Source organism: Thalassospira mesophila (genome assembly GCF_002115755.1).
Classification (GTDB): Bacteria; Pseudomonadota; Alphaproteobacteria; order Rhodospirillales; family Thalassospiraceae; genus Thalassospira; species Thalassospira mesophila.
This window is the reverse complement of the sequence record NZ_JFKA01000012.1, coordinates 61,762-87,140: the sequence shown is the minus strand read 5'-3', so window position 1 is coordinate 87,140 and position 25,379 is coordinate 61,762. Positions and strand designations below refer to the sequence as shown.

Below are 25,379 nucleotides of genomic sequence, written 5' to 3'. Positions count from 1 at the left end.
TTGCCGATCACCAGATTGGGCGGGGGTTTGGCAGCAAGATGGCGTTCTTATTATGCAAAGGTAGCACATATGGTTTCGCAAGGGGGATGTGGCCCATCGCTAAGTCTATGATTTCGTATAGGGACTTTTCGCTGACCTGTTCTAAAGAATAATCAGCCGATAAAGAATCCTTAATATATGATTTCGTTGCGCGGGCGGCGTTTTTCGCGTAATTATTGAAACAATGCAGCATTTCAAGGGCCGGGCTGATTGCCTTGTGGTTGAGGGAAGGAAGCCCGTATCGGGGAATCGTTGCAGAGACTTGCAGTAGTGCCTTTCCGAGACGAAAGGCATGCATATCAAACTTAAGGACGACTATTGATATGGCTACCGGAACGGTTAAGTGGTTCAACGCGACCAAGGGATATGGCTTCATTACCCCGGACGAAGGTGCAAAAGATGCATTCGTGCATATCACCGCGGTTCAGCGCGCTGGCCTCCAGGGTCTTGATGAAGGCCAGAAGATTCAGTTCGAGCTGATTGAAGGTCGCAATGGCCGCCTGTCGGCAGAAGATCTTGCTCTCCTCTGATATCGATTTGGATTGCAGCATTGCTGACAAACCGTTAACGCGCCGGTCACCGGCGCGTTAATCGTTTCCGGGTGATTTTATCATTTCTGTTTCACGTCACGAGTTTCCTGAATGCCGCACGACAATTGCGATAATAATTGCGATGACAATCGCGACGCAAGTGACCTGCCAACCGCTGCCGGTGTGCCGCAATATCGGGCCGGGGCGGGGGACGAGGCCGCCATGGCAAACTGGCGCGGGCAAGCCCGCAAGGCTTTGTTAAAGGCCCGCATCGATATGCCGCTATCAGGCCGAATAGAGGCCGAACGCAGCATTTGCCAGTTTTTAACCAAAACAATTGCACCATCCCGGCGGCCCCGGCAAAGCTGTATCGGGTTTTATTGGCCAGTGCAGGGCGAAATTGATGTGCGTGGTGTGATGGCCGATCATATTGCCAAAGGCGGTGCGGCATGCCTGCCAGTGGTTGTCGCCCGGCACCAGCCCATGGTTTTTCATTCCTGGACGCCACAAACCGAAATGATGCCGGGGTTTGCCGGAATTGCCGTGCCGGCGGCATCGGCCGCAGGTGTGCCCGTTTTGCCGGTTTTACCTGATGTGATCATCGCCCCTGTGGTCGGGTTTGATGAAAAGGGATACCGTCTTGGTTATGGCGGCGGTTTTTTTGACCGCACCCTGGCGGCCTTTGATCATCGACCGCTTGTGGTCGGGGTGGGCTTTGCCCATGCCGAACTGAAAACCATTTTCCCCCATCGTTACGATGTGCCGATGGATGTGTTGATCACGGAAAAAGGCGTGCGGCATTTTTCATGAGATCAAAATGCCGTTATGGGCGGGTACAAGGGATAAAATAAAGGCGCGCCGGTAAAAGCCGCCGCGCCCGATATGAAACTGGTGTCTATGTGTTTGCTGTTATTCAGCAGCATGTAAATGCCGCGCGGTGCGGTGGGGTTTTTGGCGAATGGGGCGAATAGAGTCCCGGGTTGCCAGAAAATCCGGTCGTGGCGATTTCGCGGCAAAGGGGGCGACCACCCTGTTTTCCATGCTGTTATAAACGAAAAACGCATTGGAACGCGGGAAGGGCGTAATGTTGTTGCCCGATCCATGCAATGTATTGCAATCAAATATCAGCACCGACCCGGCCGGGCCGGTGGGGGCCGCCAGGCCGTGTTTCTGGATCATGGCGGTCAGGCTGTCTTGATCAGGCGTGCCGTATTCCTGCGCTTTTAGCGAGCTTTTGTAATTGTCGTCCGGGGTTTCACCAACACAGGAAATGAATTTCTTGTGCGAACCTGGCACCAGCATCAACGGCCCGTTATAGGGCGTGTTTTCCGACAGGGTAATCGACATCGACAGGGCGCGCATCCGGGGCATGCCATCTTCAGTGTGCCATGTTTCAAAATCGGAATGCCAGTAAAATTCCTTGCCCTTGAAGGCCGGTTTGAAATTGACCCGCGACTGGTGAATGTAAACCTCGTCATTGAGGATATGTTCGGCAATCGCGGCCAGCCGGTCGTCTGCCATCAAATCCAGATAGGTTTGGTTCTTTTCGTGAACCCGAAAAACACTGCGCACCGCATTGCTTGACGGTTCCTTGATCACGTCTTCTTCCGATTGACCATTTTTGCGCAGGGTTTCTGCTTCCTCGCGCAGCTTTGCAATTTCATCGGCGCTAAAAACATTTTCGATGAACAAAAATCCGTTTTGCTCATAAAAATCTTCCTGCGCACGGCTCAGCACACCATTGCTTTCTGTGCTTCCGGTTTTAGACCAGATCACAGGGTCCTTGCGTTCGGAAATGACGGGTTTGTTGTCTTTTCGGGATCGGTACATGTCGTTTAGCATCGTATGCTCCTTTGCTTTCGCACTCTCTGCATTCGTTGCAATCAGGGATTGCCCTTAACCAACGATCACGTCCGGCATGTGTTCCATTTATTTTTACAACTGGCTGTAGCGTGCGGTTTTAAAAGGAAAAAAGGTGGGGGCTTGTCGGGCACCGCGAGGGCCGTTATTTCCTGGCGGATTTAACCGCATCTGGCAAAGGAAATGGCTGGGGAACGTGGATTCGAACCACGACTGACGGAGTCAGAGTCCGTAGTTCTACCGTTAAACTATTCCCCAGCAGAACTTTTATCGCAGCGTATTGCACGCTGTGCGCAGTGAGTTACCCGAGCCCGCCTTGCTTGTCAATATGGCAGCGCGCAAAGCGGCGTCTTTATCTGCCTTGTTGAATTTGCCCTTGGGGTTTTGTCGCACAGTGGTATGACTATAAACGTGATGAAATTGTCATATCGAACCCGTCATTCGACTGTGCCGCAAGATACGAGAACCTGATGCCTGTGCTGTTTTATGGTGATCCGCACCAGAATTTTGATCCGCTGTTTGATGCCGTTGCCCGGCATCGGCCTGAACATGTGGTGATTGCCGGGGATCTGGATTTGCAGCGCCCGTTTCGCGACGTGCTGGCCCCGGTGATTGCGCAGGGAGTGCATTGCTGGTGGATTTTGGGCAATCATGATTGCACCGATGCCGCCCAGTATGACTTTTTGTTTGAAGATTATCCCCAGGGCAATCTGGGAAGCCGTGTTGTTGAAATGCCGTGCCGCGATGGCACGTTATCGGTTGCCGGGCTGAGCGGTATTTACCGGGGGCGGGTCTGGTATCCAATTTCGGGCAAAAAGCCGGTTTTTCAATGCCGCGAAGATTTCCTTGCTGTAACCCGGCCCCATGTGCGCTGGCGCAAAGGGCTGCCATTGCGCCAACGCGACACAATTTTCCCCGAAGATCACGACATTCTGGCGCGCCTGAAATGTGACGTTCTGGTCAGCCACGAAGCCCCGTCCTGCCACGAATTTGGCACCGCTGAAATTGACCGGCTGGGGCAGAAAATGGGGGCAAAATTGCTGGTGCATGGCCATATGCATCACCCCTATCGCGGGCACAGCAAATTTGGCACCCCCGTGCGCGGCCTTGATGGCGCCGAGGTTTTTGTGCTGTCACCGCAGGATCTGGCGACTTAGACCGGGCGCCGGGTACGCGTGTTTCAGGTAACAAGGTGCAGCGTCGGCCCGGTGCCGGTTTTCAGCTTGCGCTCTTGCATGCAGGCACAAAAAAACCGCACAATGTGCGGATTGTCTTGCCGGGCGTATTTTGGGAAAGAGTGGCTGGGGGACCTGGATTCGAACCAGGACTGACGGAGTCAGAGTCCGTAGTTCTACCGTTAAACTATCCCCCAGCAGAACTTTATGTCACGCCGTTTGGCGTGGAGCGGTGTTTATAAAACCGGCCGGGCTTTGGCAAGTGTTTTTTTGGCAATTTGTCGTTTTCTGATGCGAAAATGCGAAAGACACCATATATGAAGCAACACAACGCGCGAGAAAGACCGACGCAGTTTGCCCTGTGATTTAACCACAAAATGAATGGGGGATTTGCGTTATTCTGCATTCTCGTTAAACTCATGTGACAGATTCGGCGTTTTTGTGTTCAAACTGTTTCCAATTGACCCGGTTGTTTTGGGGCAAACGGGATGTTATCGCAGGGAAACACAGCAAACAGCCGGGTTGGCGCAGCAAAGATTAAACTGGCAAAGGACAAGGCAACGGTGACACACAGCTTTCCTCATAACACATCCGGTGGGCCTGTGCGCCTGGACGCCGGGCATGTTGTGTCCGGGGATGCCGTGCTGGAAGTTCCGGGGCGTCACAATGCCGGTGCATCGTCCAATGATCCGCGCGGGCTAAGCAGTCATCCCGCCCTGTATGGGGCGATTGATCTGGGCAGTTCGAATTGCCGTTTGCTGGTTGCACGCCCGTGTAATAACGGTTTCAAGGTGGTCGATGCCTTTTCCCGGGTGGTGCGCCTGGGCGAAGGGGTGCGCGAAAAGGGTTATTTATGCCAAGGGGCAATGGACCGGGCGATTGAAGCCCTGCGCATTTGTGCCAAAAAACTGCGCAAGCATCCGGGTATAAAAATTCGGGCCGTTGCCACCGAAGCCTGCCGGTCGGCCGATAACCGCGATGAATTTATGCGCCAGGTGCGCCATGAAACCGGTATTTCGCTTGATATCATCAACCCCGAAGAAGAAAGCCGTTTGGCGCTTCAGGCCTGTTCGGCCCTGCTTGACGAGCGGCCCTATGCCATTGTGTTTGATATTGGCGGCGGCAGTACCGAAATTTGCTGGATCAAGGTTGCGCAAAGCGGCGAAACCAAATGCGTTGAAACATTATCGATGCCATGCGGTGTTTTGTGTTTGACCGAACGTTATGCCGGTGTTGAAAACCGGCGTGACCGGTTTGAAGCCATGCGCAGCGAAATTCGCGAACGCCTTGAAGATTTTGCCGCGCGCAATTGCTGTTCGGATATTCTCGACGATAACAAGGTTCAGATGATTGGCACATCGGGCACCGTCACCACGTTTTGTGGCATTGCCCTTGGCCTTGAACGCTATGAACGCCACAAAGTCGACGGGTCCGATTTGCGGTTTGACGATGCTGAACGGGTCACCGAGCTGTTGTTGCGCATGGAAGCCGACAAATGCAAAGGGCACCCGTGCATTGGCAACCAGCGCGCCGAACTGATGGATGCCGGAGCCGCCATTTTTGCCGCCATTCGCGATATTTGGCCGCTGGCGACCCTTAAAGTGGCGGACCGTGGTTTGCGCGAAGGCATTCTGGTCGATTTGATGCGCGCCGATGGCCATGCTATTGACCCGTGCGAAGCGCGCCGTCATACAGGGGCGAAAATACCGGCATCGGTCTGATCGACCTTTGATATCAACGCCGGTTATTCCATAATTTTATGCATTTTAATTTCAGGATATTCTTATGACCGATCAACGCAGCGGAAAAGGTGGCGGACGCCGCCGCAAGGGTTCGGCCATTGCCGCCATCGATACCGGTGCCCGCCGTGGGCTGCGGACCCGGGTAAAAAGTGCCAAGGGGCGCAAAATTTCGTCCACGCGCTGGCTCGACCGGCAATTGAACGACCCCTATGTGCAGGAAGCCAAACGCCTTGGCTATCGTTCGCGCGCGGCGTTCAAGCTGATTGAAATCAACAACCAGTTCGATTTGCTGCGTTCGGGCATGCGCGTGGTTGACCTGGGTGCCGCGCCGGGCGGCTGGACACAGGTGGCTGTCGACATGGTCGGGTCCAAACAGGGCCGTGGTCAGGTTGTCGGGCTTGATATTCTCGAATGGGAAGGGGTGCCCGGTGCAACCTGTTTGCAGGCAGACTTTCTTGATCCGGCGGCACCGGCTTTGATCAAGCATGCCCTGCAAGGGCCGGTTGATGCCGTGATTTCCGATATGTCGCCCGAAACCACCGGCCATCGCCAGACCGACCATATCCGCATTATTGATCTGGTCGAACATGCCTTGCTGTTTGCCGAAGAAGTTTTGGCACCCAATGGTATTTTTATTGCCAAGGTGTTTAAGGGCGGTACGGAAACCGACCTTTTAAACCGGGTTAAGCAGCATTTTCGCATTTCCAAACATGCCAAGCCGCCGTCATCGCGCGCCGAAAGCCCGGAAACCTATCTGATTGCCACCGGCTTTCGCGGTCAGAACAATGCCGAAGCCGATATTGCAACGGCTGAGCTGATTGAAGATGACAATTGGTCGCCGGTTGAATAATTGCCGCCTTGTGGTGCGGTAAGGACGCGATAACAACCAGCCTTCAAGATTTAACGCGCCGAAGAATTTATCTTCGGCGCGTTTTTTCTATTTTTATTTCCGGCCCGGTTAACCCGCTTTGTTTTGGCAAAATTCAAAATTGCCGTCATTTTTTTGCGCTAAGTCAAGCCGGGAGGGGAAAAGCACAGCTATACATTTCCTAGACCATCGTATGGGGTGCCGGTTGGGCGGCTCTGTTGCGACCGTGGGCACCTTCCTGACTGCGCAGGGTGATGCCTGCAAAGAACATGGGAATGGGCCGTCAGAGCCCTGCATGTTGGAAATTTGGGGGTTTCTGATGAAGCAGGAAAATCTGCACCTGACCGGTGTTGAGCGCCATTTTGATGATGATGAAATCATTGTCAGCAAAACCGACCCGAAGGGCCGGATCACCTATGCCAATGATGTGTTTTTACGTATTTCCGGATACAGCGAAAACCAGTTGCTGGGGCAACCTCACAGCATTATCCGTCATCCGCATATGCCGCGGTGCGTTTTTGCCCTGATGTGGGACACCATCATCAAGGGCCGCGAGATATTTGCCTATGTCATCAATCGTGCGGCCAACGGCGATCATTACTGGGTGCTGGCCAATGTAACCCCCACCCTGAATGCCGATGGCACCATCCGCGGGTATCATTCCAACCGGCGAAAACCCCGGCGCGAAGCCATTACAGCGGTTTCGGCCCTTTATGCCCAATTATGCCAGGAAGAAGCCGCTGTGCAAAATCGCCGCGATGGCATGGCATTGGGCACGGCCAGTCTGACCGGTCTTCTTAGCACCCAGGGGGTGGATTATGACCAGTTTGTTTTCACTTTGTAAAATATGTATCGGCCTGGCTATCGGGGCTGTGGTGCAACTGGCCTTGTTTGTGGCCTTGCTGGTGCAAGGCGGCAAGGGCGGGGTGTGGTCGCTCGAAACGGGGGCGGCGGCGTTCGGGTTTGTTCTGTTTGCCGTGGCCGCCATTTTGTTGTTACGCCACGAAAAGCTGTTACGCCGCGCGATAGACGCCATTAACGCCGCTGCCAGCGGCCAAATGGATATTCGCATTACCCATCGCGCCGCCACGGGCCATATGCGCCCGCTGATGACTGCGATTAACGATTTGTTGGACCTGACCGAAGCCTTCACCCGCGAAGCCGCCGGGGCGATGACCCATGCCGCCGCCGGGGCCTATTATCGCAAAATTCTGCCCAAGGGGTTGCAGGGCGATTTGATCGAATATGCAGCCAAGGTCAATGCGGCCCTGAACGCGATGGACGATAAAACCCGCACCTTTACCTATAGCGCCGGGGCGATTGGCGATAATATTCAAAGTGTGGTTACGTCTGTTTCGGTTGCGGCGGGGCAATTGTCGCAAAACTCCAACGCGCTGTCGCAACGGGTGGAAATTATAGCCCTGCAGGCACGCGATGTGGATGCCGCCGCCGCCGAAAGTGCCGCCTCGCTTGATGGGATCGCCGAGGCCACGGAACGGTTTATTTCCTCCATCCGCGATATCGGCACGCAAATGAGCGGCGCTGTAAATTTGGCGGAAAACGCGGTTGAAAATGCCGATCAGGCCAGCCGTCATGTCGGTGATCTTGATAATATGGCGCGGCGGATTGCCAATGTGATTGAACTGATCACCGATATTGCCGAACAAACCAACCTTTTGGCCCTGAATGCAACCATCGAAGCCGCGCGTGCGGGCGAAGCGGGCAAGGGGTTTTCGGTGGTGGCGACCGAGGTGAAAAACCTGGCCCGGCAAACCGCGCGCGCGGCCGAAGATGTGGCGCGTGAAATTGCCGATATGCAAAATGTCACCCGTGCTGTTGTGCAATCGGTGCATGGCATTAATGGCAATATTGGCGAAATCAATGCAAATGCCCGTCATGTTTCCGATACGGTAAACCAGCAATATGAGATGATCGCCGAAATTGGCCGCCGGGTGGATGGCGCCGTGGAGCAAATGCGCAAAATTACCGTGATCGTGGCCGATGTCGCCACCGGAACCAGGGATGCAGGCGGCGACGTGTTGCAAATTAACGGTGCTGCAGATGACCTGCAACGCCAGTCCAGCGTGCTTGACGGCGATGTGCGCCAGTTTATCGGCAAGGTTTTAACCGCGGCCTGAACCGAAATCAGACGGTGTTGCTGTGCGATGCTGTCTGGTTTTAAGGCCGGGTGTGGTTTTGGGCAGCGCGGTGGGGTGCAAACGCCCGGGCTTGTGGTTGGGGCGGCGCATCCCCATTTTCCGATACAGGATCGTGCCGTGAAAACGGCATAAAAAAGGGGCTTTGCCAGATAGCAGCCCCATCGACCAGTATCTAACGGAAACCGCGAAACAATGCAGCAATAAAATTTCAGGGCTGTATTGTGACGCTAAACCTTGGCAGGCGCACCATAACATGTATAAGTTCCGCGCCAACTCAGATTAACGAGGTGGTGTAGATGACCCGTATCGAAGAAGCCCTGACTTTCGACGACGTCCTGATCAAGCCCGCGGCCAGTTCGGTCCTGCCAGCTCAGGTCCAAACCAACACCCGTCTTACCCGTGAAATCGAATTGCGTGTGCCCTTGCTGTCATCAGCAATGGATACCGTAACCGAAAGCCCGATGGCCATTGTTATGGCGCAAAACGGCGGTATGGGCGTTATCCACAAGAACCTTGATATTGCCTTGCAGGCCGAAGAAGTGCGCCGGGTGAAAAAGTTTGAATCCGGCATGGTCGTTAACCCGATTACCATCCACCCGGACCAGACTTTGGCCGACGCCCTTGGCCTTATGGACTCCAATCGCATTTCCGGTATTCCGGTTGTTGAACGCGAAACCAACAAGCTGGTCGGTATCCTTACCAACCGCGATGTGCGTTTTGCCTCCAACCGTGCGCAGCCGGTTTCCGAATTGATGACGTTTGAAAATCTCATCACGGTGACCGAAAATGTTAATACCGAAGAAGCCAAAAAATTACTGCATCAACACCGCATCGAAAAATTGCTGGTGGTGGATGATGCCTATCGCTGTACCGGCCTGATCACGGTCAAGGACATCGAAAAAGCCAAATTGCACCCCAATGCCTGCAAGGATGCCAGTGGCCGTTTGCGCGCTGCTGCCGCAACCGGTGTGGGCGAAGACGGTTTCCGCCGCTCCATGGCGCTGATCGAAGCCGAAGTGGACGTTCTGGTTATTGATACGGCACACGGCCATAGCGCAGGTGTTATTGCTGCGGTTGAACGGATCAAGGCGGTTGCTGGCCAAACCCAGATCATTGCCGGTAACGTTGCCACCCCCGAAGCCGTTCGCGCATTGATCGAAGCCGGTGCCGATGCGGTGAAGGTGGGTATCGGGCCGGGCTCGATTTGCACCACCCGCATCGTTGCCGGTGTGGGCGTGCCGCAGTTAACCGCCATTCTGGAATGTGCGGCCGAAGGCAACAAACATAACGTGCCGATCATTGCCGATGGCGGCATTAAATTTTCGGGCGATATTGCCAAGGCCATGGCCGCCGGGGCCAGTACCTGCATGGTCGGATCCCTTCTGGCCGGGACGGACGAAGCCCCGGGCGAAGTTATTTTGTATCAGGGCCGGTCTTACAAATCCTATCGTGGCATGGGTTCTGTCGGGGCCATGGCGCGCGGCTCTGCTGATCGTTATTTCCAGGAAGATGTCAAAGACAACCTTAAACTGGTTCCCGAAGGCATTGAAGGGCGCGTGCCCTATAAAGGCCCGGCCAGCCAGATCGTTCACCAACTGGTGGGCGGGTTGAAGGCAGCGATGGGGTATACCGGCTCGGCCACGCTGGCGGATTTCCGCGAACGGGCAACCTTTGTGCGCATCACCAATGCGGGCCTGCGCGAAAGCCATGCCCACGATGTGACGATCACCCGTGAAGCACCGAACTATCGCCCCGGTGCGTAATATTAAAGCGCGTTGATCAAACCCGATCAACGACGCCTGATAGAAGTGCTGGCCTGCCTTGCGTCCGAAACGGTTGGCGTGAGCGTGCAGGCATGTTATCAGCAGCGCAAATTAGGCCCTAAGCTTAAAGATGACGGCGGATGTTCTTTCCCGCCGTCATCTCCTTTTTATCTCCAATGGCAGTGACGCACTAAGGTGGCGCGCAGGCCATTTAACCAGGTCTGGAATTACGTTTTGAAACCCGGTGCACGTATAGCTGCCGTTATCGAACTTTATGATGGTTGGACACATACCCGCGACGACGCCGATCGCGTTGTTTCCGGTTATTTTGGCAACCGTCGTTACATTGGCGGCAGCGATCGCCGTGACATTGGCGAACGGTTTTATAACCTGATCCGTCATCAGGCCCGTCTGGGCTGGTGGCTGGCCGAATGCGGCTATGAATATCAGGATGGCCGTGCGCGCGCGATTGCGCAGCTGGCCTTGCAAAATGGCCGTTCTGTCGACGATATTTCCGATATGTTTAACGGTGAAGAGTTCTGCCCCGATGTGTTGCATCCCGCAGAACGCCACCTGATCAGCAAGCTGTCGGGGCAAACAATTGACCATGATGCCCAGCCAGGGGCGGTTAAAACCGAATTGCCAAAATGGTTGTATGCCGAGCTTTTGAAGCTGCATCACGAAAACTTGCAAGCCGAAATGGCGGCCTATAACCAGCCTGCCAAACTCGATTTGCGCGTCAATACGCTGCGCGGCAGTGTTGATAGTGCCATTCGCTCGCTCGAGCAGGACGGCATTCATAACATCGAAAAAACGCCTTATGCCCCCAATGGCCTGCGTTTGCCGCTGGGTGTTAACATGCTGGTGACGGCGGCCTATAAAGATGGCCTGATCGAAATTCAGGATGAAGCCTCGCAGATTTGCGTGCGTCTGGCCGATGCCCAGCCGGGCATGACGGTGCTTGATATGTGTGCTGGCGGTGGCGGCAAAACGCTGGGCATGGCGGCCGATATGCGCGGGCGTGGCCGAATTCTGGCTTGTGACACCCACGGGGCGCGGCTTGACAGTGCGCGCAAACGCGCCAAACGTGCCGGTGCGGGCGATTGCATTCAGTTGCGCATTATTGCCGACGAGCGTGACAGCTGGCTGCGCAGCAAATCGGGCTTTTTTGACCGTGTGTTGCTTGATGTGCCCTGTTCGGGCCTTGGCACGTTGCGCCGTAACCCGGCTTTGCGCTGGCGTATCGGGCAGCGCGATATTCGTGCTTTGTCCCTGCAGCAGGCCAAAATCCTTAAGGCCGGAGCCGGCCGTGTAACCAAGGGCGGGCGGCTGATTTATGCAACCTGTTCGATTTTGGGCGAAGAAAACGAACGCCTGATCGAAACCTTTATGCGTGACCGCAAAGACTTCAAACCGGTTCCGATCAATGAGATCTGGCCTGATGCCCCGGCTTCGGTCCCGGTGCCGGGGGGCAAGGACAAACCGTGGTTGCGCCTGTCGCCCAATGTGCATGGCACCGATGGTTTCTTTGTTGCGGTATTTGAACGCACCGCCAAGGGCAATAAATAATGGCGGGCGGCGGCATGGTGCTGGCATTTGCCGGGGCCTTTGCCGCCTGCCGGTCTGCTGGCGACCATCCCTTGCCACGTTATCAGCCTGAAAATAAAAACGCCCTGTCCCGTAAAGGGGCAGGGCGCAGTTTTTTCGGCCCTGGACAGGGCCGTGCGGGTGTTTTTTATCCCGCAGTTTGCTCTGCCGGTGTTTTCACCAGCGTTTTGTTTTTATTGTTATTCTTTTTTCATCAAGGTGCTGTCGTCGTCGGTTTTGCCACCGGCGGGCGGGGTCAGTTGAACCGGCGCACTGCCATCATTGGTGCGCGTATCGCCACTGTCTGTGCCCATCGGGGTGGTGGTAACGCCGCTCGACGCATTGCCATTTTCATCGGGGGCATTTGGTGCATTTGGCATCGGCGCTTCGCCGGTTTCAGCAGCGGGCGGATTATCGGTTTCGCCCTGTTGCGCCGAATTGTTGGTCAATGGCACCATGCCGTCCCTGGGCGCGTCGGCTTTATCCTGGGTCATGGCAATGGCAGTTGCAGCGCCGGCAATCAACAGAAGGCCCGCCACGGCAAGTGCGATTTTGCTGCCTTTATTGTCTGTCATAGCTTTTGGTCCTTTTTTCGTTTGCTCGCCGGGCGCGGTTGGTTCTGCGCTCCGTCAAATGTCAAGATAGGCGCGCTTTGCGCACAAAAAACGGACCAAATGTGCGAATTTGGCGATAAAATACGGCCAAATTGGCCGGTTTGCGTCGTTGATGGGGCCGCTGCCCCCCGCCGGGCATTGCGTGATCAAGCCGCCCGGCCTGCCAGTTCGGGCAGTTTGATCACGCAATGTTCAAATCGCAGCATTTTGACCGTTAAGCAGCCATTGCGCCGGGTTGCCCAAACGGCTGGTTTCGCGTATGTACGGCGCACCCCCTTGAGCGATGGAGAAACGGCCCGATGACAGATCGCGTGCTGATTATTGATTTCGGATCGCAAGTAACCCAGCTGATCGCACGTCGTGTGCGCGAAAGCGGCGTTTACTGCGAAATTCACCCTTTTAACAACATCTCGGACAGCCTGCTCGACGAGTTTGCCCCCAAGGCGATCATTCTTTCGGGTGGCCCGGCGTCCGTGCATTGGGAAAAATCACCGACCGCCCCGGTTCGGGTGTTTGACATGGGCATTCCGGTGCTGGGCATTTGTTATGGCCAGCAAACCATGGTTAACCAGCTGGGCGGCAAGGTTGAAACCTCGGAACATCGCGAATTTGGCCGCGCCTTTGTTGATGTGGTCGAAGATTGCGCTTTGTTTAGCGGTGTTTGGGCCGTTGGTGCGCGCGAACAGGTCTGGATGAGCCACGGCGACCGGGTAGACAGCCTGCCCGAAGGTTTCCGCGTGGTTGGCAAATCCGATGGCGCCCCGTGTGCCGCGATTGCCAATGACGATAAAAAATTCTACGCCGTTCAGTTCCACCCCGAAGTCATGCACACCCCGCATGGCGCACAGCTCTTGCGCAACTTCACCCACGATGTGGCCGGTTGCGTTGGCGACTGGACGATGGATGCCTATAAAGACGACGCGATTGCCAAAATCCGCAAACAGGTGGGCGATGGCAAGGTCATTTGTGGTCTTTCGGGCGGTGTTGACAGCTCGGTTACTGCCGTTCTGATCCACGAAGCCATTGGCGACCAGCTGACCTGCGTGTTTGTCGATCATGGCTTTATGCGCACGGGCGAGGCCGATCAGGTGGTGAACCTGTTTCGCGACCATTACAACATCCCGCTGGTCCATGTCGATGCCGCCAATACCTTTATCGACGCCATCGAAGGCGAGATTGACCCCGAAGTAAAACGCAAAACCATTGGCCGCCTGTTTATCGAAGTGTTTGAACAGGAAGCCAAGAAAATTGGCGGGGCCGATTTCCTCGCCCAGGGCACGCTGTACCCGGACGTGATCGAAAGCGTTTCGTTCACCGGTGGCCCGTCTGTCACCATTAAATCGCACCACAATGTCGGTGGTTTGCCAGAACGCATGAATATGCAACTGGTTGAACCGCTGCGCGAACTGTTCAAGGACGAAGTCCGCGATCTGGGCCGCGAACTGGGCCTGCCCGACAGCTTTGTTGGCCGCCACCCGTTCCCCGGACCGGGCCTTGCCATCCGCATTCCCGGCCAGCCGATCACGCATGAAAAACTCGATATCCTGCGCAAGGCCGACGCGATCTATCTCGAAGAAATCCGCAATGCGGGCCTGTATGACGCCATCTGGCAGGCCTTCGCCGTGCTGCTGCCGGTTCGCACCGTCGGCGTGATGGGCGATGGCCGCACCTATGACTATGCCTGCGCGCTGCGCGCTGTAACCTCCACCGACGGCATGACGGCAGACTACTTCGCTTTCCCGCCCGAAATCCTCGGCCGCATCGCCAACCGGATTATCAACGAGGTGAACGGTATCAACCGCGTCACCTACGACTACACCTCGAAACCACCGGGAACGATTGAGTGGGAATAATTTGCCATCTGGCAGCCGCAGGCAGCTGGTAGCATGAAATTACATCTAAGCCCGCTGAAATGCGGGCTTTTTTGTGTTTGAGGGTTGCAAGGTCTTGTGTCATCTTGCAACGGGAAGCAGCATTTTTTCATGGTGCCAAAAATGGCATTCTTTGCCCTGAAGACCTTCGCGGGAGGGTCCGACTACGTCACGCTATGATATCGACGCGCCGATGAGTGCCGCAACGCTCAACCAGGTGCTGACGCAGACCTACAAGGCCGCGCAGAAGGATGGCAAAGCACTGGCTAAGTTCGGCCTCCACGACCTGCGCCGCACCGCCAGCACTCTGCTGCACGAGGCGGGCTATAACTCCGACTGGATAGAAAAGAGCCTTGCCCACGAACAACGCGGCGTCCGCGCCGTCTACAACAAAGCCGAATATCGCGAACAGCGCGCCGAAATGATGCTGGACTGGGCGGATATGATCGATGAGTGGGTTGGAGGGGGCTAAGCTTTAAGGCCTGTGGTGGGTTAGAAGGTATGTTTTCCAGTCAAAGGAGTGGGTCGCTAACTGGTCTTACAAATAGTAGTTATCGCGCGAAGACGCCCGCTTTGCGCCCATAGCGGGCGTCAGGCGGCTGTCGCTCTTATCTGTAAAGTTGCCATTCGTTGCTCGACTGGCGAAGGTCTAGAGAGGGCGGAAATCGTCAAACGCCAAACCGGTTACTATTTATTCGTCTCTAAAACTTTCAATCTAGACAGAGAAAGAGATATATATATTTTCTTAAGATTATGAAATTAATTGGATAATAACTAATGATTGTATTGGGCTTTCGAAGTGATCCATTAACACCGCGCTATGCAATCGTCGATGGCGTCGCGACACCGCTCGTGCTTCTCAATGCGGACTCGGAAAGTCGCTTGCGTTTCCCTGCCGATTGTTCTGAGGAAGCCGCGAAAGTCACTTGGCTTTATCGTGAGTTCGAGCGGATTTTCCACACTCATACGGATATCGACCGCGTTGTCATTAAGAAGGGCGAATTCATGCAGGGTGATAACAACGCGAAACGTGTCGCATCATATCAGGAAGCCGCGCTGCTTCTGTATTGCGGTCTGCACAACAAGCCGGTCGTCACGAAGATTTACGCGTCTCTTGGCACGAGGAGCGCTCAGGTTCGCGACCATGCCATTGCGCGTGTTGGTCAGACGACACGCTACTGGGACAGCAAAATGGCAGACGCGGTCATCGCAGCATGGTGGGGGGCGACTAACCCATGAGCCTCGCCCCTGTCGCCCTACCGATCACAAACGGCACCACCTTCTATAATAAGTACCGCCTAATGCGGCCTATCGGGCGCGGTTCTTTCGGTGAAGTGTGGCTAGCACAGGACCAGGCAGTAAACCATGAATACGCAATCAAAGTCCTGAATGCAGGGATAGGCATCGATCAGCGGTTACGCGAAGCTCAGGTTGGACATGCTTTCACGCACAACAATCTTGTACGGGTACATCAGGCTGATGTCGCGACCGACGGAAAAGTGGTCATAGCAATGGACTATTTACCAGATGGATCGATTACGACACTCGCAAATCCTGGAAACTTCCTGCCTTTGCCGACTGCGTTGCGCACGGTTATCGACATGCTTCAGGGGCTGGAGCATCTGCATCTACATAACTTCTTCCACAATGACGTGAAACCGCAGAACATTTTGCGGGGTCCGCAGGGCCAAGCAAAACTCGCCGACTATGGGATCGTCGGCATATCCGCCAATGGCGCGCCCGTTCAGCCTTCGAGCTGGTATGTACTTCATGCCGCCCCGGAGACAGTTGCAGGAAACGGGATTGAGGCCCGCACCGACATCTTCCAAACCGGCCTTACCCTATTCAGATTGCTGGTTGGCCTTCCCGCTCTCGAAGCAAAGTTCAACACGCTTGGCGACGCTGCCTATGCTGATGCCCTTGCAAAGGGATCGCTGATCACCCGCGCAGACTTTCCGCCCTTCATCCCAAATGCAGTTTGCCGTGCGGTCATGACGTCCGTCGACCCTGATCCCAGCAAACGCTTTCAATCGGCGTTAGATATGAGGCGCGCGCTCGAAAAACTCTCGTTTGCGGGACACTGGACAGTTGATGCCACCGGAATGCTGTGCGGTGAAGATGCCCGGAACACCTACCGGTTTGAGCATACGTCTGCGGCAGGGTCGAACGCTTCCGTTTCCGCTTTCAAAACAAACAGAGCATCAGGCCGCGAAACGCGCATCTCGCAGTTTACTCGAAGGAACCTCGGTAATGCCGAAGCAAACCGGCTTGCCGACAGTTTCGTGAAGGCCGTGGTTGAAGGGAAGATCGGATGACTATCGAGCTCCTCGACTTCGAGCAGGCTATCAACAAGGCGGATGCCTACGGCAAAAAGCACCTTCTGCTTGGCAACGGTTTCAGCATTGCCTGCAAGCCGGACATTTTTGCCTATGGGTCTCTCTTCGAGAGGCCAAGAAGACCATGTCCAAGGAGCTCGCCGCCATATCTTTGCAGCGATGGGCACGCAGGACTTCGAGGAGGTCATTCGCGCGCTTCAGCACGCCGCTGCAATCGTCAGCGTCTATCGCCCCAAATTCGTATCGACCAAGAGGCTGCTTTTAACCGATGCCGAAAAGCTAAAGACCGACCTGATCAAACTGGGTCAGGGGTCGCTTGGCATGAGAGCTATCGTCTGGTTTATGAGATCAGCGGTGATGCTGTGTGAATATTGGCGCTGGTTCATACATCGCGCCAGTGGCCGTTCATTAGGGATTGATCAGAGCAGCGTCGCAAACAGCGCATATTGATAATGCGCTGTTTGTGAGGGCGGAAACGTTCAGGCGTTGCTGGTTTTAACTTGGCTCACCGGTTCCCAAATCGCTCAATCGCCGCATCCGACACAGGTTTAAACAGCGCGACAATCGTGCCTTCCGGATCGCGGATCATGGCGGCCTGGTTGCCCCAGGGCATCATTTTGGGTTCGTGGACGATGGTGACGCTGTCTTTGAGTTGATCAAACAGGGCATCCACATCATCCACCATCAGTTCGATGATGGCGGTGCGGTTGGCGGCGGGTTCGCAACTGCCGGGCTGGAAGATGGCGACGGTTTCGGCACTGCCAATGGCAAGAGTTGCCGCCGGGGTGACGATTTCGGCGAATTGCGGGGCGAGCCAGTCGGCGGTTTGCCCCATCACCCTTTCGTAAAAGGCCACCATGGCTTTGATATCGCGGGCGATCAGGCGGGTTGAGGCGAATTTCATGTCGGGTTCTCGTGCTGGGCCAGCCGGGGTAAGGTCTGGCCGGGGAATGCGGTGTTGCATCCCCTTTGTCGCAGATCGCTGCTGACAGCATTATGACAACAGCGTTTTTTGAAATTCAGCACGGCCTGATTTTAGGGGTGATCTGTTTTGTTGGGATGGGCCGTTCAGGCGGCTATTTGGCCGCCCTTGCCCCTGTTGGTGTGATTGCCATCAACGGGGCTGGTTTGGTGTTAACGCTGATATTTGATAAATGGCGTTAACGTGCCGATGCGATCATAAAGCAGGCGGGGGAAACATAAAGATCCTGAAGGTAGCACACATCTTCAATGCGCCAGTTATGGCTATGAAAGATGATATGAACAAGGCCGATCAGGGTGCCATCGGCTTTTTCGGCCACCAGTGCGCGCTGGTGCGAGCGGGCGGGGTCGCACAGGCGGTTAAATGTGGTTTTGTAAACCTCCGCCGGGACCGTTGATTGATAAAATTCCAGATATGCCTGCCACAGCATTTGCCACTGGGCTTCGTCTTGCGGGCGAATGTCGCGGATTGTGGTGTTTGTCATGGTGTGTCCCTTTGCGCTAGCGCCGTGTTTTCCGGTGTTGCTGATAAAGGACGGAGGCCTTTTGCATAAGGACCACTTTTCAAGATAAGGGCAGACCAATTTTCGGGGTTTGCATGTGGGCCCTAAATGCAAAAGCCCCGGTTTTACGCGGGGCTTTTGCGAGGGGTGCAAACATGTGTTTGTGATGTGCCGTGGTTCGGGGCGGGGTTATTGCGGGTTTTCTACCTGACCCAGATAATTGCCATACCCCTCGGCTTCCATATCATCGCGATGGACGAACCGCAGGGATGCGGAATTGATGCAATAGCGTAATCCGCCCCGGTCTTGCGGGCCATCGGGGAAGACGTGGCCAAGGTGGCTGTCGCCGTTTGCCGAACGGATTTCGGTGCGGACCATGCCAAGGGTGGCGTCGCGCAGCTCGCTGACATGCACCGGGTCTATCGGTTTGGTGAAGCTGGGCCAGCCGCAATGGCTATCGAACTTGTCGCTGGATGCAAAAAGCGGTTCGCCCGAAACGATATCAACATAAATGCCCGGTTCGCGGTGATCAAGATATTCGCCGGTGCCGGGGCGTTCGGTGCCGTTGTTTTGGGTGACGTGATATTGTTCTGGCGTCAGTTTGGCAATGGCATCGGGGTCTTTGCTATAGCGGGGCATTGGGGCTCCTGTGGTATTCAAAACGGGTTTTGCCCAATATAGGTCGGGATTGCTGTTTTTGCATCTCGCAGATGACACGTAGATGATTTGCGGATGATATTTCATCGCCGCCAAAATCCCGCTGCCGCGATTTGAGCTTAATTTACAAAATGCAGCAATTGTGATGCCACGCACAGGGTGGCGATGACACCCGCGAAATAGGCAATCGAGCGAATACCGGCGGTTTCGATGCCTGCGCAATAGGTGATGGCATGCACCAAACGGGCAACCAGAAACAAAACCGCGCCAAAAACCGTGACGAAATTTGAAATGCCGGTGAACCTGGCAACCAGAACCACAATGGCAAACGGAACCAGGTTTTCAAGCAGGTTGCGATGTGCGCGAAGCCCGCGTAACGCCGCCCCGCGCCGTTCGGGCAGGGTTTCGCGGTTGCCCATCAGGCCTTTGGCACCCACTTGCTGGCCATAATGCCAGTTATAGAAAAACGGAAATATCAGGCTTAGAATGGCGCAAATCACCAAAATCCATAATTCAACAGTCATACGATATCCTTTCGGGTGAAGTGCCGGTTTTCGCGGCCTGTATCATGGCCGCGAAAACAGCCTGTGATGCGGTATGTTCTATACGGGCAAAAACGGGTGCCCGATGACATAACGTTTCACAGGGGCCGAAGTTTGCCGCCCAGATGAAAAAACAAACGGCGTTACCAAAAGGCAACGCCGGATGTTCTGCCGCGCGGTGGGGCGGGCGATTGAAAGGGGGGATATTGGGGAGCGAGGATTAGCCGGTTTTATGCTCGGTCATGGCATCCCAGGCATTTTGCAGGCGGTTATTGGCCTCGCGAAAACGCTGGCGTTTTTCTTCGCTAACATTGCCCTGGCTGTCTTTAATATCGTTCCAGGCGGCATTCATGTCGTCCCATGCCTGCACAACAGCACTTGGCAGGGCTTCGATGCCGGTTTTGTTATCGGTGCAATAGCCGGTCAGGCCAAATTCCCAATCCTGAAACTCGCGCTGAATTTTGGCATGTTCTGGAATGTGACGGGTCATTTATGGCTCCTTGCTGCGGCGGGTGCCGGTTTATGGATCCGTATTAATCTAGCCCGCAAAGGTGGCATCACTGTGCCGGGTTGGGGCGATTGCGGGGCATAAGCAGGGCGATGCCCCAAAAAGAAAAGGCACCCTGGGGGAGGGTGCCAAAGCTGCGTGGGGGGACGCAGGGAGGAAACAGTTATGGACAACCGGGACTGGTTATTTGTTTATCATTTTGTCCCAAGCCTTCTTCAGTCGCTCGGAAGCGCTGCGATGTTTTTGGGCCGCGTCCGTGGCAACAGCATCGTCCTTGTGCCGGGTGTCCTCATAGGATGACGACATATCATTCCAGGCATCGGTGACTTCCGATGGTAAATTGCCGATTTCCATCTGGTTTTCGCGGCAATGGCCCTGAATGTTTTTTTCCCAGTCCGCATGGGCTTGTTGCAGCTTCATGCGGTCAAGTGCGGTTTGTTCCATCATGTCGCGGCTCCTTGTTATCTTTATCGAGCTCGTGTTCTGATAGGCAAACGCTGCGGGTTACAATCGGTTCCCGCAAAAAGCAGAATTATTTTAAAAAAATGCGGTTTGCCCGTTGATGGTACGCAATCGCGGACTATCTCCGTTGGGTTCACTGGGGGTGAACCTTAATTCCTTTATTTGAAATATGCTTTCAAAACGGCGATGTTGCGGTGCAAAATGCAGCCAGCACCGTTTTTGTGGTGCGTTTCCTTGACCGACCGGAGCCTTCGATATGCCCAGTTTGCCAGCAAAGGGCGGTGGCCGCGATGCCGCGCCTCAGCCTGCGCCCAAAACACCTGCGACAAATGCGACACATGCGACACCGGTTTCAGGCTGGTTAATTCTGTTTCTGGCAACCGCCTGCGGCTTGATTGCCGCCAATCTATATTATTCCCAGCCGCTGGTGGGGCCGATCAGTGCCGAGCTGGGGCTGTCGCCCCGTGCCGCCGGGTTGATTGTGACCATGACCCAGGTTGGTTATGGCATCGGCCTGCTGTTGATTGTGCCGCTGGGCGATCTGTTTGAAAACCGCAAGCTGGTAATGACCGTGATTGCCCTGGGGGCGGTGGCCCTGCTGGCATCGGGCTTTGCCGCCACGCCCGGCCTGTTTTTAACCGCCGCCCTGTTTATTGGCATCGGGTCGGTTGCGGTGCAAATTCTGGTGCCCTATGCAGCCCATCTGGCCACAGACGAAACCCGGGGCCGGGTGGTGGGCAATGTGATGAGCGGGCTGATGTTTGGCATTATGCTGTCACGCCCGGTCTCAAGCTTTCTGACGGAACTGACCAACTGGCGGGTGATATTTTTTGTATCAACCGCTGTCATGATTGCCTTGATGGTCGCTGTCCGGCTGGTTCTTCCCATCAGCCGCCCCACCGTGCGCCCGCATTATTTTGAACTGCTGGGCAGCATGGCGCGGTTGATGATTTCCAACCGTATTTTGCGCCGTCGGGCCTTGTATCAGGCATCCTTATTTGCAACCTTCAGCCTGTTCTGGACGACGGTGCCGTTATTGCTGGCCGGGCCGGATTTTAACATGTCGCAAGCGGGCATTGCCCTGTTTGCCCTTGCCGGTGCCGCCGGGGCCATTGCCGCCCCGATTGGCGGGCGCATGGCGGACCGGGGCTGGATGCGCCCGGCAACCGCCATTGCCATGGCATCGGTGCCTGTGGCGTTGATGCTGACCCATCTGGGCACCATGGGCAGTTCGTTTTCGCTGGTTGTGCTGGTGTTGGGCGCCATCATGCTTGATTTTGGCCTGACCTGTAACATGGTGCTGGGCCAGCGGGCGATTTTCTCGTTAGGCGCGGCGTATCGTAACCGCATAAACGGGGTTTATATGGCAACGTTTTTTGCTGCCGGGGCCATTGGATCGGCCGTAGGCGGCTGGGCCTTTGCCCATGGCGGCTGGATGTGGGCAACTGCGGTGGGAATGCTGTTTCCCGGCCTGGGGCTTTTGTATTACCTGAGCGAATATCTGCGCCCGCTTGAGATGCCAAAGGCACCTTGAAAACCGGACATTTCGTAAGACGCCAGTGCAGGATAAGTGCAGGATATCTGTGCTGGCGTTTTGTCTTTAGGGGCGGTTTTAAAGGCATGTCAGTCCGCCTGGGGAATACCGTTGCTGCCGCAATGGCGCGATGCCGCGCAGGCATTTGACAGGCTTTGGCGAATGCTGGCCTGCCAGTCTATGCCGCTGCACGCCGCCAGCATTGGTGCCGCGACGGCCAGTATAATCAGGATGCGCGATAATCGGGTGATGTTGCGGGCAATGGGGCGGGGCAACGGGAACATCCTTGTCGCAATGTGCGGTTTTTCGGCGCGGTTCATAACATGGTACGGCAAAACAGCGATCGCAGATGATCAGGGTTGATCACATTATTGCGACGGCTGTGGCACGAATTTGACAACATGCCTTGTTTTGCGACGTCATACGTGGAAAATAATGCCTATGGCAAACAGCAAAAATGCACACGAGCAAATGAGCGGTCAGTTAAAGGACGATATCGCCGTGCAGGATGCGGGCGCGGCAACGGCTGGCCACGCGGTAAAAGGGCACGGGCAGGAACATAACGATCGTGGCGATCCCGATGTTGCGGCCCGTCTGGGGCTAAGCCCGTCGCAAGGCGAGGCTGTTTTGCGCGATGCCTCCAGTGTGATTGGCCAGAACCTTTCGTTGCCCGATATCGAGGCCGCCGCGCGCATATTTGCCCTGTTGGGCGATGGCGGACGGCTGCAACTGGTGTTGCGGTGCATGGAGCGGCCCCAAACCGTGAGCGAGCTTGCCGAGGCCGCAGGCATGTCGCAATCATTGACCAGCCACCATTTGCGTCATTTGCGCGACCAACGCATTCTTGCATCCGAGCGTCGCGGACGGCATATTTACTACACCATCGATGATGCCCATATTTCCGGCGTGGTGCAGGATGTTTTCGCCCACGTAACGCACGATTAATTTAATTTGCGTTTGGCGGCTTGCCGATATTTCAGCCGTAATTTTTCAAAATGTTCAAGGTTGTCGCCGTCATCTTGTCGCGGCGCTGCGGAAGCTGCGTGCCAATATTCAAACGCTGGTTTGAATATTCCTTGACAAAAATACATGAATTGTTATTTGTATATTATACATGAATGATAATTTGAATGTTTGTGAGGCGATATGTCCATAACCCTTAACTGGCGCGATTATGCAGAGCTGGAAAATTGCTCGCAATGCCGCGACTATGTGCTGGAAAGCCTGCGCCACAAGCTAAGCGAAAATCAGATTGAAGCCAGCGCGCAGGGGGTGACGGTTGCCGGGCAAACCGGTGAGCCTGTGCGCAAAACCGTTGAAGAAACCCTGCAACAGCGTAATGGGGCCGTGCATCACCACCATTGGGCGGTAAGCGGCATGGATTGCGGGTCTTGTGTTGCCAAAATTGAAACCGCCCTGCGCCGTCGCAAGGAAGTGGACTGTGTTGATGTATCGATGATGCGCGAAACAGTGACGCTGGGCCTGCATGAAGATGGCAGCGAAACCCGCGACAACATTGCCAAAACGCTGGGTAAGCTGGGCTATCCGGCACAGGAACGCGCCGCCAAAGGCGAACGGGTGGAAAAGCCATCGTGCTGTGGCGGCCACGAACACGGCGAAAATGCCACACCGGACCATGGCCCAGATGACCATGGCCCGGATCACGGTCATGACCACGATCATGCGCACGGCAATGGTTTGCCGCATACCCATGGCGGTGGCCTGCCGCTGATGCGGCGGTTTGCGCCGTGGCCCAAGGCGGGCGATGAAATTGCCTGGGCGGCGATTTGCCTGCTGGTGGGCTGGGGTATTGGCGCGCTTGTGCCTGTGGCCGAGCCCTATGCGCTTTCGGTTGGGGCGATACTGGCGGCCTTGCCGGTGATGAAACGGGCGGGGCAGTTGGCCCTGAACGGGGCCGTGTTTTCAATTGAATGCCTTATGTCGGTTGCTGTTATTGGGGCTGTCGCTATTGGCGACCCGCTAGAGGCCGGCATGGTTGTGCTGTTATTTGCCATTGGCGAAAGCCTGGAAGGCGTTGCTGCCGGGCAGGCACGCAGCGGGGTGAAATCGCTGTTAAAACTGTCGCCCGAAAATGCCCGCCTTGTTGGTGCGAATGGCAGCCAGAATGTGCATCCGTCGCAATTGTCAGCCGATGATATTGTGGAAGTCCGCCCCGGTGAGCGCATACCGGCCGATGGTGTTTTGGTAAAAGGCCAGGCTGAAATTGATAACAGCCACCTAACCGGAGAATCAATCCCGGTTGCCAGTGTTGAAGGCAGCGAGGTGTTTGCCGGTGCCATTGTTACCGACCGCCCCGTTCAGGTAAAGGTCACCCGTGCCGCCGGGCAAACCATGCTGGACCGGGTTATTCAACTGGTGGAAGACAGCGAAAAGCACAAGGCACCGGTTGAGCGGTTTGTGGCCAAATTTGCCCGCATTTATACCCCGATCATTATGGGGCTGGCCCTGTTAACGGTGCTGGTGCCGCCGCTTGTGTTTGGTCAGGCGTGGGAAGAATGGATTTATCGTGGCCTTGCATTGTTGTTAATCGGCTGCCCCTGTGCGCTGGTTATTTCAACCCCGGCTGCGGTGACATCGGCGCTGGCCCGTGCCGCCCGGATCGGCTTGCTGATCAAGGGCGGGGCGGCGCTGGAGATTATCGGGGCGGTGCGCAAAATCGCCTTTGATAAAACCGGCACCCTGACCGAAGGTAAGCCGGGGCTGGTGGCGGTGATGACCATTGGGGATGTGGATGAAAACACCTTGCTGGCCCATGCTGCCGCCTTGGAAAATGTGACGTCGCATCCTTTGGCACGTGCCATTGTCGAGGCCGCCGAACACCGCGGGCTTTCCCTGCCCGAATTAAGCAATGGCCGCACCATTGCCGGTGCCGGTGTTGAAGGGCGGATCGATAACGTTCTTTATCGGGTCGGTGCGCCCAAACGGCTGGATATTGACTGTTCTGGCACGGTTGCTGACTGGATGGCGCAACAGGAAGATAACGGTTGCACCGCAATTGTTGTGTTGCGCGACGGGAAGATTATAGGCGCATTGGCCCTGCGCGATATGCTGCGCAACGATGCGCACGATGCCCTTAAAATGCTGAAATCCCTGGGGGTTGAACCCATTATGTTGACCGGTGACGCCAACCGGGTGGCGCAGGGTTTGGCAAATGAACTGGGTATGTCTTATCGTGCCGAATTGCTGCCGGAAGATAAATTAAACGCCCTTGCCGAGTTGCAGGGCCGGACGGGCAAGGGTGATAACCCCAAACAACGCGATATTGTGGCAATGGTCGGCGATGGCATTAACGATGCCCCGGCATTAAAGGCAGCCGATGTAGGTATTGCCATTGGCGGCGGGACCGACATTGCGCTAGAGGCCGCCGATGCGGTTGTGGTGAAATCACGGCTGACAGATGTAGCGGTATTGGTGAAATTGTCGCGCCAGGCGCGCCGGGTTATTCGGGAAAATATCGGCTTGGCACTGGGCCTTAAGGGGATATTCCTGGTCACCAGTATTTTCGGCATTACCGGCCTGTGGGTGGCGGTTCTTGCCGATACCGGGGCAACGGTGCTGGTAACGTTAAATTCCCTGCGCCTGTTGTGGGGGCGTAAAGACGGGTAAATTTACCCACTTTTGTCGATA

Annotated in this window: 27 protein-coding genes and 2 tRNA genes; 18 read left to right on the top strand and 11 right to left on the bottom strand. The window is 55.5% G+C overall.

Going from position 1 to position 25,379, the window contains the following annotated elements:
• The first annotated feature begins 362 nt into the window (after positions 1–362).
• Both TMES_RS18920 and TMES_RS18915 read left to right on the top strand, forming a co-directional pair.
• Positions 363–569 (top strand): cold-shock protein, encoded by a 207-nt coding sequence (locus tag TMES_RS18920; RefSeq protein WP_085585460.1) that lies wholly within the window; start codon positions 363–365, stop codon positions 567–569.
• Between the two features lie 111 nt (positions 570–680).
• Positions 681–1,379 carry a 5-formyltetrahydrofolate cyclo-ligase gene (locus TMES_RS18915; RefSeq protein ID WP_085585458.1) on the top strand — a complete coding sequence of 233 codons (699 nt, stop codon included), beginning with the start codon at positions 681–683 and terminating at the stop codon, positions 1,377–1,379.
• A gap of 99 nt (positions 1,380–1,478) precedes the next feature.
• Here TMES_RS18915 and thpD read toward each other — a convergent pair whose 3' ends face one another.
• Together thpD and TMES_RS18905 are read right to left on the bottom strand one after the other, a co-directional pair.
• The gene (gene thpD / locus TMES_RS18910; protein ID WP_085585456.1) at positions 1,479–2,411 is read right to left on the bottom strand and encodes an ectoine hydroxylase; all 933 of its coding nucleotides are present in this window, start codon (positions 2,409–2,411) and stop codon (positions 1,479–1,481) included.
• A 202-nt stretch (positions 2,412–2,613) separates the two neighbouring features.
• Positions 2,614–2,687 (bottom strand) — tRNA-Gln (locus TMES_RS18905).
• Between the two features lie 212 nt (positions 2,688–2,899).
• On the opposite strand from TMES_RS18905, the gene TMES_RS18900 reads away from it, so the two are divergent.
• Positions 2,900–3,586 (top strand): metallophosphoesterase family protein, encoded by a 687-nt coding sequence (locus TMES_RS18900; RefSeq protein WP_085585454.1) that lies wholly within the window; start codon positions 2,900–2,902, stop codon positions 3,584–3,586.
• Positions 3,587–3,727: 141 nt separating this feature from the next.
• Here the strand turns inward: TMES_RS18900 and TMES_RS18895 are convergent.
• Positions 3,728–3,801 (bottom strand) — tRNA-Gln (locus TMES_RS18895).
• A 291-nt stretch (positions 3,802–4,092) separates the two neighbouring features.
• On the opposite strand from TMES_RS18895, the gene TMES_RS18890 reads away from it, so the two are divergent.
• From TMES_RS18890 to TMES_RS18865, 6 genes are all read left to right on the top strand, one after another.
• On the top strand, positions 4,093–5,325 hold the full coding sequence (locus TMES_RS18890) for a Ppx/GppA phosphatase family protein (protein ID WP_245835513.1): 1,233 nt from the start codon (positions 4,093–4,095) through the stop codon (positions 5,323–5,325).
• Between the two features lie 64 nt (positions 5,326–5,389).
• Complete coding sequence (locus tag TMES_RS18885) at positions 5,390–6,196, top strand: RlmE family RNA methyltransferase (protein ID WP_085585452.1); 807 nt, start codon at positions 5,390–5,392, stop codon at positions 6,194–6,196.
• 337 nt (positions 6,197–6,533) lie between these two features.
• The gene (locus tag TMES_RS18880) at positions 6,534–7,058 is read left to right on the top strand and encodes a PAS domain-containing protein (RefSeq protein WP_085585559.1); all 525 of its coding nucleotides are present in this window, start codon (positions 6,534–6,536) and stop codon (positions 7,056–7,058) included.
• Positions 7,033–8,352, top strand: coding sequence for a methyl-accepting chemotaxis protein (locus TMES_RS18875; protein ID WP_085585450.1), 1,320 nt, complete (start codon positions 7,033–7,035; stop codon positions 8,350–8,352). The genes TMES_RS18880 and TMES_RS18875 overlap by 26 nt, the downstream gene beginning before the upstream one ends.
• Before the next feature lie 317 nt (positions 8,353–8,669).
• Positions 8,670–10,136, top strand: coding sequence for an IMP dehydrogenase (gene guaB, locus TMES_RS18870; RefSeq protein WP_085585448.1), 1,467 nt, complete (start codon positions 8,670–8,672; stop codon positions 10,134–10,136).
• Between the two features lie 234 nt (positions 10,137–10,370).
• Entirely contained in the window at positions 10,371–11,705 is a 1,335-nt protein-coding gene (locus tag TMES_RS18865; RefSeq protein WP_085585446.1) for an RsmB/NOP family class I SAM-dependent RNA methyltransferase, read from the top strand.
• 218 nt (positions 11,706–11,923) lie between these two features.
• On the opposite strand, the gene TMES_RS18860 is transcribed toward TMES_RS18865, so the two are convergent.
• Positions 11,924–12,298, bottom strand: coding sequence for a hypothetical protein (locus tag TMES_RS18860; protein ID WP_085585444.1), 375 nt, complete (start codon positions 12,296–12,298; stop codon positions 11,924–11,926).
• A gap of 338 nt (positions 12,299–12,636) precedes the next feature.
• Here TMES_RS18860 and guaA point away from each other — a divergent pair, with 338 nt between their 5' ends.
• From guaA to TMES_RS18830, 5 genes are all read left to right on the top strand, one after another.
• Entirely contained in the window at positions 12,637–14,190 is a 1,554-nt protein-coding gene (gene guaA / locus TMES_RS18850; protein WP_085585440.1) for a glutamine-hydrolyzing GMP synthase, read from the top strand.
• Positions 14,191–14,401: 211 nt separating this feature from the next.
• Positions 14,402–14,680 carry a tyrosine-type recombinase/integrase gene (locus TMES_RS18845; protein ID WP_425444062.1) on the top strand — a complete coding sequence of 93 codons (279 nt, stop codon included), beginning with the start codon at positions 14,402–14,404 and terminating at the stop codon, positions 14,678–14,680.
• 305 nt (positions 14,681–14,985) lie between these two features.
• Positions 14,986–15,447 (top strand): hypothetical protein, encoded by a 462-nt coding sequence (locus TMES_RS18840; protein ID WP_085585438.1) that lies wholly within the window; start codon positions 14,986–14,988, stop codon positions 15,445–15,447.
• Positions 15,444–16,523 (top strand): serine/threonine-protein kinase, encoded by a 1,080-nt coding sequence (locus tag TMES_RS18835; RefSeq protein ID WP_085585436.1) that lies wholly within the window; start codon positions 15,444–15,446, stop codon positions 16,521–16,523. The genes TMES_RS18840 and TMES_RS18835 overlap by 4 nt, the downstream gene beginning before the upstream one ends.
• 114 nt (positions 16,524–16,637) lie before the next feature.
• A complete protein-coding gene (locus TMES_RS18830) occupies positions 16,638–16,994 on the top strand; it encodes a hypothetical protein (RefSeq protein WP_085585434.1) in 357 nt (118 codons plus the stop codon).
• 55 nt (positions 16,995–17,049) lie between these two features.
• On the opposite strand, the gene TMES_RS18825 is transcribed toward TMES_RS18830, so the two are convergent.
• Positions 17,050–17,448: a VOC family protein gene (locus TMES_RS18825; protein ID WP_085585432.1), complete on the bottom strand. Its 399-nt coding sequence runs from the start codon at positions 17,446–17,448 to the stop codon at positions 17,050–17,052.
• 92 nt (positions 17,449–17,540) lie between these two features.
• Here TMES_RS18825 and TMES_RS22835 point away from each other — a divergent pair, with 92 nt between their 5' ends.
• Positions 17,541–17,708: a hypothetical protein gene (locus tag TMES_RS22835; RefSeq protein ID WP_158091274.1), complete on the top strand. Its 168-nt coding sequence runs from the start codon at positions 17,541–17,543 to the stop codon at positions 17,706–17,708.
• Here TMES_RS22835 and TMES_RS18815 read toward each other — a convergent pair.
• The 5 genes from TMES_RS18815 to TMES_RS18795 form a co-directional block, all read right to left on the bottom strand.
• Positions 17,705–18,010, bottom strand: a complete 306-nt coding sequence (locus tag TMES_RS18815; protein ID WP_211275960.1) for a GNAT family N-acetyltransferase — start codon at positions 18,008–18,010, stop codon at positions 17,705–17,707. The genes TMES_RS22835 and TMES_RS18815 overlap by 4 nt on opposite strands.
• A 207-nt stretch (positions 18,011–18,217) precedes the next feature.
• Positions 18,218–18,667 (bottom strand): peptide-methionine (R)-S-oxide reductase MsrB, encoded by a 450-nt coding sequence (msrB, locus tag TMES_RS18810; protein WP_085585428.1) that lies wholly within the window; start codon positions 18,665–18,667, stop codon positions 18,218–18,220.
• 137 nt (positions 18,668–18,804) lie between these two features.
• Entirely contained in the window at positions 18,805–19,209 is a 405-nt protein-coding gene (locus TMES_RS18805; RefSeq protein ID WP_085585426.1) for an MAPEG family protein, read from the bottom strand.
• Positions 19,210–19,447: 238 nt separating this feature from the next.
• Positions 19,448–19,717, bottom strand: coding sequence for a hypothetical protein (locus TMES_RS18800; protein ID WP_085585424.1), 270 nt, complete (start codon positions 19,715–19,717; stop codon positions 19,448–19,450).
• Positions 19,718–19,918: 201 nt separating this feature from the next.
• A complete protein-coding gene (locus TMES_RS18795) occupies positions 19,919–20,182 on the bottom strand; it encodes a hypothetical protein (protein ID WP_085585422.1) in 264 nt (87 codons plus the stop codon).
• Positions 20,183–20,453: 271 nt separating this feature from the next.
• Here TMES_RS18795 and TMES_RS18790 point away from each other — a divergent pair, with 271 nt between their 5' ends.
• Positions 20,454–21,731, top strand: coding sequence for an MFS transporter (locus TMES_RS18790; protein WP_085585420.1), 1,278 nt, complete (start codon positions 20,454–20,456; stop codon positions 21,729–21,731).
• A gap of 89 nt (positions 21,732–21,820) precedes the next feature.
• Here TMES_RS18790 and TMES_RS18785 read toward each other — a convergent pair whose 3' ends face one another.
• Entirely contained in the window at positions 21,821–22,006 is a 186-nt protein-coding gene (locus TMES_RS18785; protein ID WP_143589732.1) for a hypothetical protein, read from the bottom strand.
• Positions 22,007–22,172: 166 nt separating this feature from the next.
• Here TMES_RS18785 and TMES_RS18780 point away from each other — a divergent pair, with 166 nt between their 5' ends.
• Both TMES_RS18780 and TMES_RS18775 read left to right on the top strand, forming a co-directional pair.
• Positions 22,173–22,676 (top strand): ArsR/SmtB family transcription factor, encoded by a 504-nt coding sequence (locus TMES_RS18780; RefSeq protein WP_245835512.1) that lies wholly within the window; start codon positions 22,173–22,175, stop codon positions 22,674–22,676.
• A gap of 201 nt (positions 22,677–22,877) precedes the next feature.
• The gene (locus tag TMES_RS18775) at positions 22,878–25,358 is read left to right on the top strand and encodes a heavy metal translocating P-type ATPase (RefSeq protein ID WP_085585416.1); all 2,481 of its coding nucleotides are present in this window, start codon (positions 22,878–22,880) and stop codon (positions 25,356–25,358) included.
• Positions 25,359–25,379 lie beyond the last annotated feature (21 nt).